This window comes from Wolbachia endosymbiont (group A) of Cephus spinipes, assembly GCF_964026895.1.
GTDB classification, from domain to species: domain Bacteria; phylum Pseudomonadota; class Alphaproteobacteria; order Rickettsiales; family Anaplasmataceae; genus Wolbachia; species Wolbachia pipientis.
The window spans coordinates 243180-258557 of the sequence record NZ_OZ034713.1 but is presented as its reverse complement, the minus strand read 5'-3'; the positions used below and the strand labels follow the sequence as shown (position 1 = coordinate 258557).

Sequence of the window (15378 nt, the reverse complement as noted above, 5' to 3'; positions counted from 1 at the left end):
GACGCCAGATACGTTGAGTTTTTTTGTCATTTAATCTGTACAGAGAAGATAAATAAATAGCTTCACTTTCATGATAAGGGGGCTGACGGAGTTTGTCAAGGAAGTTTTTTCGTTTAATCCGTTTCTATGAGCTACTTGGATGACGAGGTTACATATTTATGGCAACCTCATTACCTACGCTCAAAAAGTTTTTCAATATCACTGAGTTTCATTTCTATATAAGTTGGTCTTCCGTGGTTGCATTGCCCGGAATATGGGGTTTTTTCCATTTGTCTCAGCAGCTCATTCATTTCATCTAACCTCATTTTTCTACCCGCTCTAATTGATCCATGACAAGCGATAGTGGCCAATATTTTGTTCACTTTATCTTCTACTGGCAATGTATCTTCTATTTCCGTTAATCTATCAATTATGTTAATTAGCATCTCTTTCACATCTATTGCTCCCAAAATTGCAGGGATTTCTTTTACTATCACTTTATTCTCTGATTTGATTTCAATATCAAAACCCATTTCAAATAACTTATCTTTATAGATTTCAATCATCTCCATTCCGGCTTGATTTTTGATTTCAACCGTTTCAGGAAGAAGTAGTTTTTGTCTTTTTATACTTGATTTTTGTTTTAGGCATTCATATACTAATCTCTCGTGGGCTGCATGCTGATCGACTATAATCAATTTGTCCCTTACCTCTGCAATAATATAAGTATTATAGACCTGACAGCGTGCAAACCCGAGCGGGTGGCTCTCTATCAAATCAACTTGCTCTAACACCTTTTTTTCTAGAACCATAGTCTCCGCTTGTGATGGTAATTTCTGTATGCCGGTATAATCAAACGATTTTGACTGTTCTGATAAGCTTTTTACTCTTTCATTTGGAGAAGCAAATTCTTTTATTAGTTGATTTTCAAAAGGACTTGGCCTTCTTTCATTTTGAACATTAGGTTTATCAAAAGGATCTGGCAATGTTGAATCCATTTTCTGGTCATGCGCTAGAAAGGTGCCTATCCTTCTTGACAATGCTTTAATTAATCCTCTTGTCACTATCTCATATATGAGCTTCTTATTCTGAAACCTTACTTCTGACTTATTTGGATGCACATTTACATCTACTTGATCATAAGGTATCTCTAAATGTAACGCTGCGAAAGGATACCTATCGCTTGGAATAAAATCATGATATGCATACCTAACTGCGCCAATAAGTAGATTATCTTTGATTGGCCTTCCATTAACAAACGTATAGATCTGAGTTGACTTACCACGATTGACGGTCGGTTTACAGATGTGTCCCGTAAGTTTAATGCCGTCTTCTTCTTCATTAATCTCCAGAGAACTGCCCTGAAATTCTTCTTCTACTTCACACAATCTATGAAATAACGAAGTCTGCTTAGCGTATTTTAAGAGCTTTTTATTACCTGAATTGAAAGTAAACCCTATATGATAGTTAATCATTGCTAGGTTATTTACAATATCAACAATGCTTTGAGTTTCTGCTCTTTCGGTTTTTAGAAATTTTAGTCTATTTGGAGTGGCAAAAAATAAATCTCGTACTTCAATATGTGTACCTTGTGATAAAGAGTAAGGAGTTTGCTCCCCTATTTTCTCTCCACCCTCATAACTTATAGACCATGCTTCATTTGCTTCTCTTGCCTTAGACGATAATTTTATCCTACTTACTGCTGCTATTGAAGGCAGAGCTTCTCCTCTAAAGCCAAGATGCTTGATTTCTATCAACTCATTGTCGCTCAATTTTGAAGTAGCATGGCGCATAAACGCAAGTTCTAAATCGTTTTTTTCTACTCCGTTACCATCATCTGTCACAATAATAAGGTTACGCCCACCACTTTCTATTTTGATCTCTATTTCTAAACTTCCAGCATCTATTGCATTTTCCACTAATTCCTTTACTACACTTGCTGGCCTTTCTATCACCTCCCCCGCTGCTATACGGTTTATGGTTTTTGTGTCTAAAAGAATTATTGCCATAGATTTATTATGAAACTGGTTTTTCTTTTACTTCTTTGGTCTGTTTCTCTCTCCACTTTTTTAACCTACCTGCAATTTCACTGTTGGAAATTGACAATATAGATACGGCAGTAATGGCAGCATTATATGCTCCATTTTCTCCTATAGACATGGTTGCAACTGGAACACCCTTTGGCATTTGAACTATAGAGAGTAGACTGTCCAGCCCATTTAATTGTTTACTATGCACAGGAACGCCGATAACTGGTAAACAAGTTAGTGACGCAACCATACCAGGTAAATGAGCTGCACCTCCTGCACCAGCTATAATAACCTTAAAACCTTCTTCTTGTGCAGATTTAGCAAAATTGAAGAGCCTTTCTGGTGTTCTATGTGCAGATATTATGAATATGTCATGTGAAACTTCTAATGCTTTTAACATATCGACGGTATGGACCATAGTAGTGTAATCTGACTCACTTCCCATAATAACAGCAATATCTTTTTTTATTTTTGTCATATTCAACACAATTTTACTTACTAACTAAATAATGTTCCAGCTAAAAAGCAACAAATATTTAAATTATATTATAAATATAATATATAGAATTCTCGTTAAAATAGAAATTTTAAAAATTTAAATAAATATTTATATTAAGATATAGAGATATAAACTTCTTATGTAAGATAAATTTATAAAATAATTATTTTTGTATTTCAAGCTTTGTAATCTTAGCTTGTTCTTTCTATAAATGGTTTTTTCAGATAGACTGATGGTAAAATGGTAATTTAAAATTACTAGAAATTTGATAAAAATATTAATATATAATCAACTTAAAGTTTTAAATATTGATATCATATAATTATTGACAAGTTACATGATATTAATATCTTGGTATATTAAATATTATGTTATAATATTTAATAAAGTTAATTGATATGTGAGTGTAAGAATTATGGAAATAATATCGTTAAATAACTTAGACAGTGCAGGAATAAAAACAAAGTTGCTTTATATAATAAATAAAATTGTAGAAAAAAATGCTTGGACTCAGGCTTTTGCAGCTGAGAAACTTGGTATTGATCAGCCAAAGGTATCACAAATTAAAAATGGTAAAATAGATGGTTTTTCTTTAGAGCGATTGTTAGGATTTCTAAAAAAACTTGATCATGAGATAACAATCACGATGACAGAAAGCCAAGAAATAAAATCTGAGGCAGAAAAAGTAAAACATGAAGTTGAATCGCAATAGATACAAAGTTGACAACTTGTTTTTTGTGATATAGTATAAAACTTATTAAGGTAGTATCTTATGGCTGAGTCTATTGTAGAAAAGTGTATAGAACGGGTAAGTAACCGTTTCAAATTGGTTCTGTTGGCAAGTCAAAGAACACATGATTTAAATACAGGGGCAAGTAATCCAATTCAAGCAGCTAAGTTTAAAGGTCATAAAAATACCATAGTTTCCTTACATGAAATAGCAGGAAAACAGGTGGATACTCATGAGCTGTTTAGCCTTTTGGTAGGTAGATGCAAGGAATACATGAAAGGAAATATGAATAATGTTTACAGCAGTAATACAAGTAAGCTAGCGAATTTATTAAATTTTTCTGATAACACAGACCTTGATGCAAGTCAAGAAAGCCAAGATTATGAAGTGGATGGTGAAATAGATGATGAAATAAATGATCAAGATGGCGATGAAGAAGTATCCGTTTAGAAATCTACTGAAGTTACATAGTCTTTAAATGATTTGCATTGCTATCTATACACTGTTGTTCTGTATGAGTGTAATGTTGTGTTGCATAGTGTCTAAGTCAAATGATGTGTACAATAAGGTTTTAGCGTTCAATAATTTCTCAACGCAAGTAGTTGTACTTATAACAGCAATATCAATCATTCTGAATAATTTTTTTTTAATTGATATAGCATTGTTGTATGCTAGCGTTAGCTTTATATCAACTATAGCACTAATGAGATTAATGTTGTTTTGATAATTTATGATAGGATCCATTTTCATATTTTTAGGTATTTGTTTGATAATTATTTCAAATATAGGGGTGATCAGATTTCCTGATTTCTATACTAGGTTACATGCAGCAGGTATTACAGATTCTAGCGGTGCAACGTTATTGTTAATTGGTTTTGCTTTGCAGAATGGATTTTCAATCAATACTGTTAAAATAGTATTATTAATTTTTATAATATGGGTAGCTAACTCAACTAATAGCTATATTTTAGCGCGCACTCATTATAAAGTTAAGAAAAAAACTGTTAAAGAAGGCTAAGGTGTTAGAAATATTAAATGTAGTGTTACTTTTGTTGTTACTAACAGTTACGGTTTTTATAGTTTTCTCGCGACATTTAGTCGTAAGTGCTGTTCTAATGTGTGTATTTAGTTCACTGATTGCGCTTATATACTTAATTATGAATGCACCTGATGTTGCAATTACTGAAGCTTCTGTTGGTGCGGGGCTCAGTACAGTTTTTACGTTTGCAGCACTCTCCTTGATAAAGAATCATAAAGTAAATCTATCTCATAACCCTATAACGCTTTTTTTTATGTTATTTCTGGCTGTATGTTTGTCATATTTTATGATTCAATTGCCAGATTTTGGCAGCCACAATGCTCCGATCCACTTGCATGTTGCTCCTTATTATGTGGAAAATACCGAAAAAGCTACCGGTATTCCTAATATAGTGACAGCTATTTTGGCAAGCTTTCGTGGTTATGACACGTTTGGAGAAACTATAGTAGTTTTTACTGCTGCGCTTTGTATAACGTTGATATTAAAAGAAGAAAAAGAAAATGATTAAAGATCCGATATTAAATGCAGTAACATTTTTGATGATACCTTTTATCATTTTATTTGGTTTATACATACAATTTCACGGTGATTACACTCCGGGTGGAGGTTTTCAAGCAGGAATAATTATTGCCTCCGGGATAATATTATATTCAATGCTATTTGGTGTATCTACAACTCTAAAAGCAATACCTTATTCTGTGATTAGATTGACTAACGTGTTAGGTATTTTAATTTATGGAGGAACGGGCGTTGCAACAACTTTACTTGGCCAAAATTTTTTATCTTATGATATCTTGTTAACCAATAATAGAACCGGTCAAAAATTAGGTATTTTTTTGGTGGAATTAGGTGTAGCATTTACTGTCTGCTCCTCTATGTTAATTATATATATAAATTTTGCTCGTAGGAAAAAACAATGACTTTATATAATTATACGATTATTATTGTATTAATGGTGCTAGGTTTATATATTATTATAAACGATAAAAATTTAATCAAGAAAATGATAGGGGTAAGCGTCTTCCAAGCATCTGTTTTGTTATTTTACATATCTCTAGGATATATAAAAAGTTCCTTGCCTCCTATATTGGTTTCAAATTTTTATTCATATAGCAATCCTATACCCCATGTTTTAATGCTTACTGCTATAGTGGTTGGAATTGCAACATTTTCAGTTGGATTATCCATAGCAGTAAAAATGGAAGAAAAGTATGGAACAATCGATTAAGACAAGTGTACATAAATTAACAGTATCTTAAACTATATGAAGTAACAAATAGCCACAAGTTAAAAGTAAAATTATAGACTTGCTCGTTGTAAGTTTGTTTGTTAATAAGAAATAAAATTATAAACTATAAAGGTAATGATGTCAACTATTAATGATGCAGAAGATAAGAAAAAAATTATCAAAGATCTGGTAACTAAGAGTATAAAAAAGGGTGGTTTTATCACCTTTGATGATATAAATGATAAATTATCAGATGAAAATTTTTCGTCTGACTTTATAGATGATGCTATATCTTTATTGCAGGATTCCGGAATTAATGTGCTTGAAAGTAGCGAAGATAAAGAAGATATTCCTTCCAACAGTGATGATAGTAAACTTGATGATGATGACACATCGCCAAATGTTACTGCAACTTTAGTACAAAATGATGATCCAGTGAGGATTTATTTACAAGACATGAGCTCCGTAAAGCTTTTATCAAGGGCAGATGAAATCGAGATAGCAAAAAAAATTGAATCTGAAAAGCATAACATGTTACGTGCAATAATTGAAACATCAGTAACATTAAAGGTGATAAAAGTATGGCGTGATGATTTAAGTAATGGAGCTCTCTTACTGAGAGAAATTATAGATCTGGATGCAATTTATAACTCTGATTTTAATGTGGTACCCAAAGAAGAAAGTGAAGAGAGTGAAGAAAGTGCTGAAGATGTTGAGGATTCTGAGGATGTTTCTGAAGATGCTGAGTACTGTAGTGATGATGAGAAAGATAGTAAAAAAAGTGATGATGAGAAAGACGGTAATAATGAAGATATAAGTTCAGTCAATTTAAATGTTTCTATTCTTGAAATGGAAAGTGACTTATTGCCAAAGGTCATAGTTGCATTGGATGAGATAATTACTTTAACAAATGAAGCGTTGATATTAAGAAAAAATTCTAAAAATTTCTCTAATGAGCTAGAAAATTTGTATAATCAAATATGGTCTATAGCATTACAAATTAAGTTAAGTGATGCTGCTGTTGCCAGAATTACACAAGAACTTTATAAGATAAATAGATCCATTACGCTTGAAGAGGCTAATCTTATTGCTGAGGCTAGAAAATACGATATCGATAGAGAAAGTTTCTATAAAGTTTATGATGACGTGCTTTTAAAGCACGAATTGAAAAAGATAAGTCTTTTAAAGATCAATGAAAATCAGTCCTCTTTTACAGGTGAATTAAAAAACAAATTTTTAAGGTTTATAGACGATAACTCTGAACATATAGCTAGTACCTTGAACGGTATTAAGCAGCATATACAGGAAGATAACGTACAAGAATTTAAGGAGCTAATCAAGAGAATACAAAAACACGAACGAGAAGTCTCTGAAGCAAAGCAAGAAATGATTAAGGCTAACTTAAGGCTAGTAGTTTCCATTGCTAAGAAGTATTCAAAAAGAGGCCTTGATCTGCTTGATTTGATACAAGAAGGCAATATTGGTCTTATGAAGGCCGTGGATAAGTTTGATTACAAACGTGGATATAAATTTTCAACTTATGGCACTTGGTGGGTAAGACAATCAATCACTAGAGCAATACCTGAGCAGTCTAAAGTAGTTAGAATACCAGTTCATATGGTGGAAATTATCAGTAAAATCAACAGAGCATTAAGAAAGATGACTCATGAGATGGGAAGAGAGCCGACGTTAGAGGAATTGAGTGTAGAACTGACAATGCCACTGGAAAGAATACGCAAAGTTATGAAAATAGCAAGGGATCCAGTAAGTCTTGAAGCTCCAACAGGAAAAGATGATAGTAGTACCTTTGGTGATTGTATAGAAGACAAGCGAGTCTCCAGGCCAGAGGATGCTGCAATACTTGCTGACTTGCGTGGCATTACAACCAATGTTCTTGCAACTTTAACACCAAAGGAAGAAAGAATTTTAAGAATGCGTTTTGGCCTTGGTAAAGATGGGAAGGAACATACCTTAGAAGAAGTAGGAAAAATTTTTAATGTAACACGTGAGAGAATTAGGCAAATAGAGGCAAAAGCACTGCGCAAGTTGAAACATCCAAGCCGTGCTAGAAAACTTAGAGGGTTCTTTTAAGTATACGTGTCAAGTTAAGAAGAAGCTGATTTTGCCCGGAAAAAGTGGAGAGCAAGTTAGGCCAAAGTTGTATAATTTCACCGCTATTTTTCTTTTTCTATGAATCTAATGAAACAACATGCTAATCTACGGTAAATATTATGACAAACAAAAATGACAATTCTAATTCAAAGTATAGAAATTTTTATGTTCTGGGTGATAGCTTATCCGATAATGGCGCAATCATTGGAATTTTAAATAATTTATCCTTTGCAAAAAGCGTAAAATTTGATGATCCTTTTTATCAAGGAAGATCTTTTAGCAATGGCCCTACTGCTGTTGAATATATAGCAAAATATTTAGATTTAGATGAATTTAAACCTGGGTGGAGTTATTCATTTTTTGGGAGATGCCACGAACAGCAAGGTCAGAATTACGCAGTTTCATATGCAACAGCATCTGAAATTTTTGACCCTATTTTTTCTTATTTCTTCAATAAATTTCGTTTAGCTAACCAGCTAGATGCGGTAATTAAACATCATCCAGATATAGGTAAAGAAGATTTATTTTGCATCATAATCGGCGGAAATGATGTTATGGTTGCCACTGCTTATGACGATACTAAAGCGGAAGAAGTGTTGGAACAAGCAGTGAGTGAAATATGTAATGCACTTAAGGTTCTAAATGAACATGGTGTTAAGCATGTAGTTGTTGCAAATGCACCTGAAGTTGGCTCAATACCAGCTTTTAATAGAGATGAAGAAGCAAGGGAACTAGCTACAAAGCTCACGGAGAGTTTCAATGCAAAACTGGCTAAAGGCTTAGATTATATGAAGAAAAGTACAAATCTTGAAATAAAAGCATTTGATCTTAACTCTAAAATGAGAAGTATGTTTAGCGAATACAAGAGCAAAGGTTTAAATTGTCAAGATGCATGCACATCGAACATTGCAGACCAAGTTGGGAGATTTAAAGAAAATATAAAAATACTCTTAAAGTTGATATTTAAAGGGGAACTTGACGTTCACTATAACCCTGGGTGTAGCAAAGAAACACTAAAGGATTATTTCTTTTTTGATTATTTCCATCCAACTGCGGAACTTCATCATGAAGTTGGTAATGAAGTGTATGAGTTGATTTGACACAGTTTTTTTGAACATATCCTTTTAAATAGTAACCAGACTGCATTCTGTGATTTTTAGCAAAACACGATCTTTCATTTGAGCTTTCTTCAATTTAAAATAAATACAGAAAATTGCTGCCTATAGCTAAACTGACTTAGATTTACCGACAATTTGAAAAACCGTCATCCCGCTACTATATAGTTATTGATATATATTTTCTTTTAAGCTCTTGGTTTTGATCGATAAATGTAATCATTTCATCTTCTAAAGTTTTAATTTGATTACGTAAAATTGCAAGAAGTTCCTCTATTTGTTTGATTATAGATGTATCAGTTACCTGTTGGATTTGGGTTTTTTGTATTTTTGCTATTTCTACAAGTTGGTTTCTACGAGATAATTTTTGTTTCAAGCAATCAATATTACCATTACTAACTGTTAAAGGAGTAACACGCATATCTGTATTATTAATATAACGTGAGATGATACTGCAGTCTATTTTATCAGTTTTTGTAGTAATACCAAGGCTTTTAGCATAGTCTCTCCCACCTTGGTTGAATGACGTACACTTCAAAACCATTGCTTAGTAAAGTATAGGCACATAATTTTTCGTATCCACCAGTTGCCTCAAGACCAATTTTGGTTACATTATGCAAACGTAAAAAGTCCAGCATTTCATCAATGGATTGTACATTGTTTTCAAATATTTTATAATGCTCAAGTGGGTGAATGTGGAGATCTAATTTACTTTTGCTAACATCAATGCCAGCAATAATGTTTGATGAATTCATAATTCCTCCGTAATAATAACATATACTGCATTTTCCAGCCTTATATACGAGCCTAAAAGCTCAATCAGTTGTTCGGAACTTTCAGTATAATAAACCAGAGAAGAGAACCTTGCTGAACAACGATTCTTATAATCAAGGGGCGTGACGGTTCCTCTTCTCTGTGTGTCTTTAATATCACTACTTTGATATTTATAAAGACTTGTTCTTAACATATAAGGGAAGTGTCCTCTAGGTAAGATTGTGGAGTATTCGTTGTAGCATTTGGCTGTTCAATTACGCTAGTTGATTCTTTAGGTATACTATTTCCTTCAAAATTTCCATCTTTTTATTATGTTCTCTTTAGCATTTTGAGAGTGAATTATTCTAGTTTTAATATTTAACCGTTTTGTATCTGCTGTAATGATTTCACTTCCAATTTGCTATTCTTTACATATTGAATTGCAAGCACTAACGCTTTACTCCCAGAAGCTGTGGTACTGTAAGCTATATTTTGCAAAATAGCAGTTCTCCTGATATCTTTGCTATCTGAAACTGATTTCACACCTTTTGAGGTATTGATCACTAGATTTATTTTTCCATCTTTGAGCATATCAACTATGTGGGGTCTGCCTTCTCTTACTTTATTTACAGCTTGTGCAGCAATGCCGTTATTGTTCAGATACGAAGCTGTGCCTTTGGTGGCATATATTTCAAAACTCAGTTCTTTCAACATTCGTACAACAGGCAATATATACTCTTTATCATCATCTTTTACTGAAACCAGAGCTGCTCCTTCTGTTGGTAACTTGTATCCTGCAGCCATGTGCACTTTTGCAAGTGCAGCTTCGAAAGATGAGTCGATTCCCATCACTTCTCCTGTTGATTTCATTTCAGGACCAAGTAAAGTATCCACTCCTGCAAAGCGGGTAAATGGAAAAACAGCAGCTTTAACTGCAAAATGATTGAAAGGCTTGTTTTCCTGATTCAATTTTTTACCCAAAATAACCTGAGTGGCAAGCTTTGCAATAGGAATATTGATTACCTTGGAAATAAAAGGAACTGTGCGACTAGCCCTTAAATTCACTTCAAGTATGTATACATCACTAGACCTCTTGCATAACTCGATTTCTGAAGGCAATTTTGTCGTCAAAGCTTGTCTGCGCTCCTCAAATACATTCGAGTATTCTGTGGTGCTCATCTGCACTTTTCCTAAAGATTTCTCATCACAAACAGGTTCTGCAAGAGGTCTATTCTCTTGAACAGCAAACTGAATGTTTATCAGACCTTTCACTTTTAATGCTAATGCTATTCTTTCAGTTTGTAGCTTAATCTCTTTTATTACTTCGTCACTCAATGTATTTGTCGGTATTGAGCATGTTGAATCGCCAGAGTGGATACCAGCTTCTTCAATGTGCTCCATGACCGCTGCAATGAAAACTTTTTCCCCATCACATACAGCATCAACGTCAACCTCAACTGCATTGACTAAAAATTTATCAAGAAGCAGCGATCCGTGTTCAAAAATTTTGGTTTGATTCAAGACATACTCTTTGAAGCTCTGAGTATCGTGTCTAATCGACATAGACTGACCGCCGAGGACATATGATGGCCTGACTACTAGTGGAAACCCCACCTTTTCTGCGTTGGTTAACGCTTCTTCTACTGAATGGCAGATAGAATTTTCAGGTTGTTTTAAATTAAGTTGCAAAGCAAGATTTTTAAATCTCATGCGATCTTCTGCAAGGTCAATAGAATCAAACGAAGTTCCCAGAATTTTGAAACCTCTCTCGTTAAGCACTTTGGCTAACTTTAAAGGTGTTTGACCGCCTATTTGAACTATTACACCAACCAGTGTGCCATTTTCTTGCTCTTTACTTAGTATTTCAAGCACATCCTCTGCAATGAGTGGTGCAAAATATAAACGATCAGCGGTATCGTAGTCAGTTGAGACAGTTTCGGGATTACAGTTGATCATTATTGTTTCATACCCCATTTCTTTGGCGGCAGAAGCTGCATGTACGCATGCATAATCAAACTCAATACCTTGACCAATGCGATTTGGACCACTTCCTAAAATGACAACCTTTTCTCGGTCAGAAATATTCGCCTCACATTCCGTTTTATTTTCAACATCACCCTCATAGCAGCCATACATATAAGCAGTGCTCGATTCAAATTCAGCTGCACAGGTGTCTACGCGTTTATAAACTTGTTTAATGCCAAATTTTTTTCTTATTTCTTCGATTTGTTTTACTCGATCTCCAGCGTGTAACGCTGGCTGGATCCCAGTGTCACGCACTGGGATGACATTAGAGGGTACTGGAATGACAGAGGTAGGTCTATTACTTAACTTTGCTAATCTTGCATCTGAAAATCCCATTTTTTTCATCTCTAACATTTCATATGCAGTCTCAGGAAGGCCGTTTTCCTTGATTTTTTGTTCAGCCAAGATGATTTGCTGTATATTTTGCAGAAACCATAAGTCATATCCTGTAATCGAATTTATTTCTTCTATGCTAATTCCGTGGCGCATTGCGTCAGCAGCAATCAGTAATCTGTTTGGTAGCAATTTTGCTAATTGAGATTTTATGTGATCAATATCAATGTTCTCAGGAAATACTTCATCAAGTCCTGTAAAATCAGTTTCAAGTGAACGGAAAGCTTTCTGTAGTGACTCATTAAAAGTGCGGCCTATAGACATCACTTCTCCCACTGATTTCATGGAGGTTGATAATTCACAATTCTTCCCCTTAAATTTCTCAAACTCAAATCGAGGAATTTTAGTGACGATATAATCAATCACTGGTTCGAATGCTGCTGGTATTATTGGAGCGCAGTCGTTACGTATTTCATCGAGCGAATAGCCGATAGCAAGTTTGGTTACAACTTTTGCAATAGGATAGCCTGTTGCTTTCGAAGCAAGTGCAGAAGAGCGAGAAACCCTTGGATTCATTTCAATTACAACGAGGCTTCCATCTTCTTTAGGATTTACTGCAAACTGAACATTTGCACCGCCGGCACTAACATCAATTTCTCTCAGCACTGCTATAGATGCATTTCTCATTTGTTGATATTCAGCATCACGCAGAGTCAAAGCAGGAGCAACCGTAATACTATCTCCGGTGTGCACTCCCATCGGATCAACATTTTCTATCGAACAGACTATTATGCAGTTATCTTTACAATCGCAGATAACTTCCATTTCATACTCTTTCCAGCCGATAATTGATTCATCTATCTGAACTTCATTTATTGGCGAAATTTTGAGAGCACTTTCTGCGATATTGAAAAACTCCTCTTTATTATATGCTATGCCACTACCTGCACCACCAAGAGTGAATGATGAACGAATGATTGCTGGTAATCCAACGTAATCCAAAGCCTTTTTTATTTGTTCTTGATTTTTTATAATGATACTTTTGGGGTATTTCAGTCCTATTTTATCCATGGATTGGCGGAATAACTCTCTATCCTCTGCTTTTTTTATTGCTTCTCTATTTACCCCTATTAATTCTACGTTGTATTTGTCTAACACTCCATCATCTGCAAGTTTTATTGCACAATTGAGCGCTGTTTGCCCGCCCATTGTTGGCAATATTGCGTCTGGCCTCTCCTTAATTATAATTTTCTCTATGATTTCAGGCAGTACCGGCTCAATATACGTCGCATCAGAAAACTCAGGATCTGTCATTATAGTTGCGGGGTTGGAGTTAACCAAAATGACTTTATAACCTTCGCTTTTTAATACTTTACAGCTTTGCGTTCCGGAATAATCAAACTCGCATGCCTGACCTATAACTATTGGGCCTGCTCCTATTACTAATATAGATTCTATATCTGTGCGTTTCGGCATAATTACAATAACGGTCTCTATTCAAGTAATGTTACCAATCTTTCCTGTATATGTGAATTTTTATTAAACCTATTAGCTAATTACTTTTAGGCTTGACGCATAACTGTACGAACATTGCAATTTGCGTGGCAGATTCCAGTGCTTGACACACAGCTGTACAAACATTCATTTTTGAAGGTAAATTGCACAGCAAATGATGTCATTCAAGTAGCTGACACTGGTTCCTTTATGACGGCAGTGCCCAGAGGTGTCATCCCAGTCTGGGATCCAGAAAACTTAACTTTAAATAAGTGGCTGCATAATAAAGACTAGATTCCAGTGTCAAGCACTGGAATGACACCATAGAGGCACTGGGATGACATCCTTCCTAGTGGAGATTACTCTCAAATCACAATGTTCATACAGTTGTGGGCTTAACGGTATCTTTGCAGATACTATGGTAATTTATTCGGGAGATTTGCTAAGCGGTAAGATTTTTCCTGATATGCCGCAGTCTTCAGAAGCTAATTCCACAAATTTATCTGTTAGTTTATCAGGTGACACCAATTCAGATCCAGGAAATGCCTGCTCACTACCCACAGGTCCTTCCGTGTATACAGCATTTACACATAATTTTGTATGTTTTGTCTCAGATGCATATATCTGCACCATTATTTCTAGTGCAACTTTACTTGCAGCATACGGCATCCAATATGGATAAGAGGAAGGAGAAAGTGTCACTTCTGAGGTCATGAATATCGCTCTTCCAGCATTAGACTTTTTTAGCATTGGATCTAAGTTTTTTAGTAAGTACCAATTGGCAGTAAAATTTGTATTCATTACGTTCTGTAGCTCTTCAATCTCACAGTCATGAATGGGGTTCAGTTTGCCTAAAATTCCAGCACACACAACTAATATATCAAGTGCTCCAGATTCTGATAATTTCAGGCTTTCTATCATGTTTGTCAGTATCTTTACATTCTCAAAGTCTAAAAGATCAAGCTGAATTAGTTTCACAGAGCCTTCTTTAAATTCTTCAAGCTCTTCAATTTCATTATATAGTGGCTTGAGATTATCAAGAGATCTTGAAATCAGAATCACACATGCACCTTCTCTTATAAACCTTTTTGCAACAGCAGAGCCTATTCCACCTGAAGCTCCGGTGATTAAAGCTACTTTACCTTCTAACTTACCCATTTCTTTCTCCTTAGCGAGATCCATTGAAATATTTTAGCTGAAAATTGAATTTTGCTCCATATATAAAAATCAAACTTAGCATATAAAAAAATAGTAATGACACTACCACACCACCTAAACTTCCATATATCAAATCCAGTTGGTCAAAGGAAGCTTTTAAGTATTGCTTAAAAGCTGAAGCAGAAATCGTCCAAAGAATAACAGCTACACAAGATCCAGGAAATACGTCTGATAAATTTTGTTTTATGTTTGGTAACATAAAATATAGCCAAGAGACTACTGTGAAAAGTACAAATTCAATAAGTAAATACCTAGTATAACTTAGCACCTGATAGGAAAAATCAATTAGCATTGGTACTAGTGTAGAAAACACTATAGTTAGAGTTATAATAAGCGTGATTACTAAAAATTGTAATATACTTAGTACTCTTCTTAATATATAAGGCGGCGAAACCGGAACTTTATAGGCCTTATTGAGTATTGTTCTAAGCCCTTCAATTGTCGATGAAGCGGTCCAAACAGCACCTACAATTGCTAAAGTTAGTAAGCTTTGCGGCGGGCCTGATATTATCTCCCTAATACGCGGCATCAAAGATGATAAAATATCCTGTGGCATGTTATCAATGATAAATACCCAGCCAATGTTGTACTGGTCTAAAAAATTTGCGAATGTTGACGCCACAGCCATTAAAACGATGAGAAAAGGAAATATTGATAACAGAATTAAAAATGATAAATACCCTGCATGCTCCACTCCATCATTATGAATTGTGTCAATCAAAGCACGATAAAGGCAATAAACGATGCTGTAAAATTTCTGTAGCACTGTAATATAGACGAACCAAGAAAAGTATTCTAAATGAAATAAAGGATACTTTTAAGC

At 34.5% G+C, this 15378-nt stretch carries 17 protein-coding genes; 10 read left to right on the top strand and 7 right to left on the bottom strand.

Going from position 1 to position 15378, the window contains the following annotated elements; all coding sequences use genetic code 11:
* Positions 1-170: 170 nt before the first annotated feature.
* Both mutL and purE read right to left on the bottom strand, forming a co-directional pair.
* Positions 171-1988: a DNA mismatch repair endonuclease MutL gene (gene mutL / locus AAGD59_RS01285; RefSeq protein WP_141456850.1), complete on the bottom strand. Its 1818-nt coding sequence runs from the start codon at positions 1986-1988 to the stop codon at positions 171-173.
* A gap of 7 nt (positions 1989-1995) precedes the next feature.
* Positions 1996-2487, bottom strand: a complete 492-nt coding sequence (gene purE, locus AAGD59_RS01280) for a 5-(carboxyamino)imidazole ribonucleotide mutase (protein ID WP_015589499.1) — start codon at positions 2485-2487, stop codon at positions 1996-1998.
* 436 nt (positions 2488-2923) lie between these two features.
* On the opposite strand from purE, the gene AAGD59_RS01275 reads away from it, so the two are divergent.
* The 9 genes from AAGD59_RS01275 (at position 2924) to AAGD59_RS01235 (ending at position 8717) form a co-directional block, all read left to right on the top strand.
* Complete coding sequence (locus AAGD59_RS01275; RefSeq protein ID WP_012673420.1) at positions 2924-3220, top strand: helix-turn-helix domain-containing protein; 297 nt, start codon at positions 2924-2926, stop codon at positions 3218-3220.
* Between the two features lie 60 nt (positions 3221-3280).
* A complete protein-coding gene (gene rpoZ / locus AAGD59_RS01270) occupies positions 3281-3688 on the top strand; it encodes a DNA-directed RNA polymerase subunit omega (RefSeq protein WP_007548528.1) in 408 nt (135 codons plus the stop codon).
* A 28-nt stretch (positions 3689-3716) separates the two neighbouring features.
* Positions 3717-3962, top strand: a complete 246-nt coding sequence (locus AAGD59_RS01265; RefSeq protein WP_007548527.1) for a monovalent cation/H+ antiporter complex subunit F — start codon at positions 3717-3719, stop codon at positions 3960-3962.
* A 6-nt stretch (positions 3963-3968) separates the two neighbouring features.
* Positions 3969-4256, top strand: coding sequence for a monovalent cation/H(+) antiporter subunit G (mnhG, locus tag AAGD59_RS01260; protein WP_006279703.1), 288 nt, complete (start codon positions 3969-3971; stop codon positions 4254-4256).
* 1 nt (position 4257) lies between these two features.
* Positions 4258-4785: a DUF4040 domain-containing protein gene (locus AAGD59_RS01255; protein ID WP_015589497.1), complete on the top strand. Its 528-nt coding sequence runs from the start codon at positions 4258-4260 to the stop codon at positions 4783-4785.
* On the top strand, positions 4778-5197 hold the full coding sequence (locus tag AAGD59_RS01250) for a Na(+)/H(+) antiporter subunit B (RefSeq protein ID WP_006279705.1): 420 nt from the start codon (positions 4778-4780) through the stop codon (positions 5195-5197). The genes AAGD59_RS01255 and AAGD59_RS01250 overlap by 8 nt, the downstream gene beginning before the upstream one ends.
* Entirely contained in the window at positions 5194-5505 is a 312-nt protein-coding gene (locus AAGD59_RS01245; RefSeq protein ID WP_006279706.1) for a cation:proton antiporter subunit C, read from the top strand. Before AAGD59_RS01250 ends, AAGD59_RS01245 begins: the two co-directional genes overlap by 4 nt.
* Positions 5506-5643: 138 nt before the next feature.
* Positions 5644-7596 carry an RNA polymerase sigma factor RpoD gene (gene rpoD, locus AAGD59_RS01240; protein ID WP_265027919.1) on the top strand — a complete coding sequence of 651 codons (1953 nt, stop codon included), beginning with the start codon at positions 5644-5646 and terminating at the stop codon, positions 7594-7596.
* A 140-nt stretch (positions 7597-7736) separates the two neighbouring features.
* Positions 7737-8717 carry an SGNH/GDSL hydrolase family protein gene (locus AAGD59_RS01235; protein WP_010082050.1) on the top strand — a complete coding sequence of 327 codons (981 nt, stop codon included), beginning with the start codon at positions 7737-7739 and terminating at the stop codon, positions 8715-8717.
* Positions 8718-8892: 175 nt separating this feature from the next.
* On the opposite strand, the gene AAGD59_RS01230 is transcribed toward AAGD59_RS01235, so the two are convergent.
* The 3 genes from AAGD59_RS01230 to carB form a co-directional block, all read right to left on the bottom strand.
* Positions 8893-9276 carry a hypothetical protein gene (locus tag AAGD59_RS01230; protein WP_227738574.1) on the bottom strand — a complete coding sequence of 128 codons (384 nt, stop codon included), beginning with the start codon at positions 9274-9276 and terminating at the stop codon, positions 8893-8895.
* Positions 9227-9487, bottom strand: a complete 261-nt coding sequence (locus AAGD59_RS01225) for an IS110 family transposase (protein ID WP_010082049.1) — start codon at positions 9485-9487, stop codon at positions 9227-9229. Before AAGD59_RS01225 ends, AAGD59_RS01230 begins: the two co-directional genes overlap by 50 nt.
* Before the next feature lie 376 nt (positions 9488-9863).
* Positions 9864-13319 (bottom strand): carbamoyl-phosphate synthase large subunit, encoded by a 3456-nt coding sequence (gene carB, locus AAGD59_RS01220; protein ID WP_341812935.1) that lies wholly within the window; start codon positions 13317-13319, stop codon positions 9864-9866.
* 138 nt (positions 13320-13457) lie between these two features.
* Here carB and AAGD59_RS01215 point away from each other — a divergent pair, with 138 nt between their 5' ends.
* Positions 13458-13631 carry a hypothetical protein gene (locus AAGD59_RS01215; protein WP_167471214.1) on the top strand — a complete coding sequence of 58 codons (174 nt, stop codon included), beginning with the start codon at positions 13458-13460 and terminating at the stop codon, positions 13629-13631.
* A gap of 132 nt (positions 13632-13763) precedes the next feature.
* On the opposite strand, the gene AAGD59_RS01210 is transcribed toward AAGD59_RS01215, so the two are convergent.
* Together AAGD59_RS01210 and AAGD59_RS01205 are read right to left on the bottom strand one after the other, a co-directional pair.
* Entirely contained in the window at positions 13764-14519 is a 756-nt protein-coding gene (locus AAGD59_RS01210) for an SDR family oxidoreductase (protein ID WP_174516753.1), read from the bottom strand.
* Positions 14506-15321: a YihY/virulence factor BrkB family protein gene (locus AAGD59_RS01205; protein ID WP_015589493.1), complete on the bottom strand. Its 816-nt coding sequence runs from the start codon at positions 15319-15321 to the stop codon at positions 14506-14508. The genes AAGD59_RS01210 and AAGD59_RS01205 overlap by 14 nt, the downstream gene beginning before the upstream one ends.
* Positions 15322-15378: the final 57 nt, after the last annotated feature.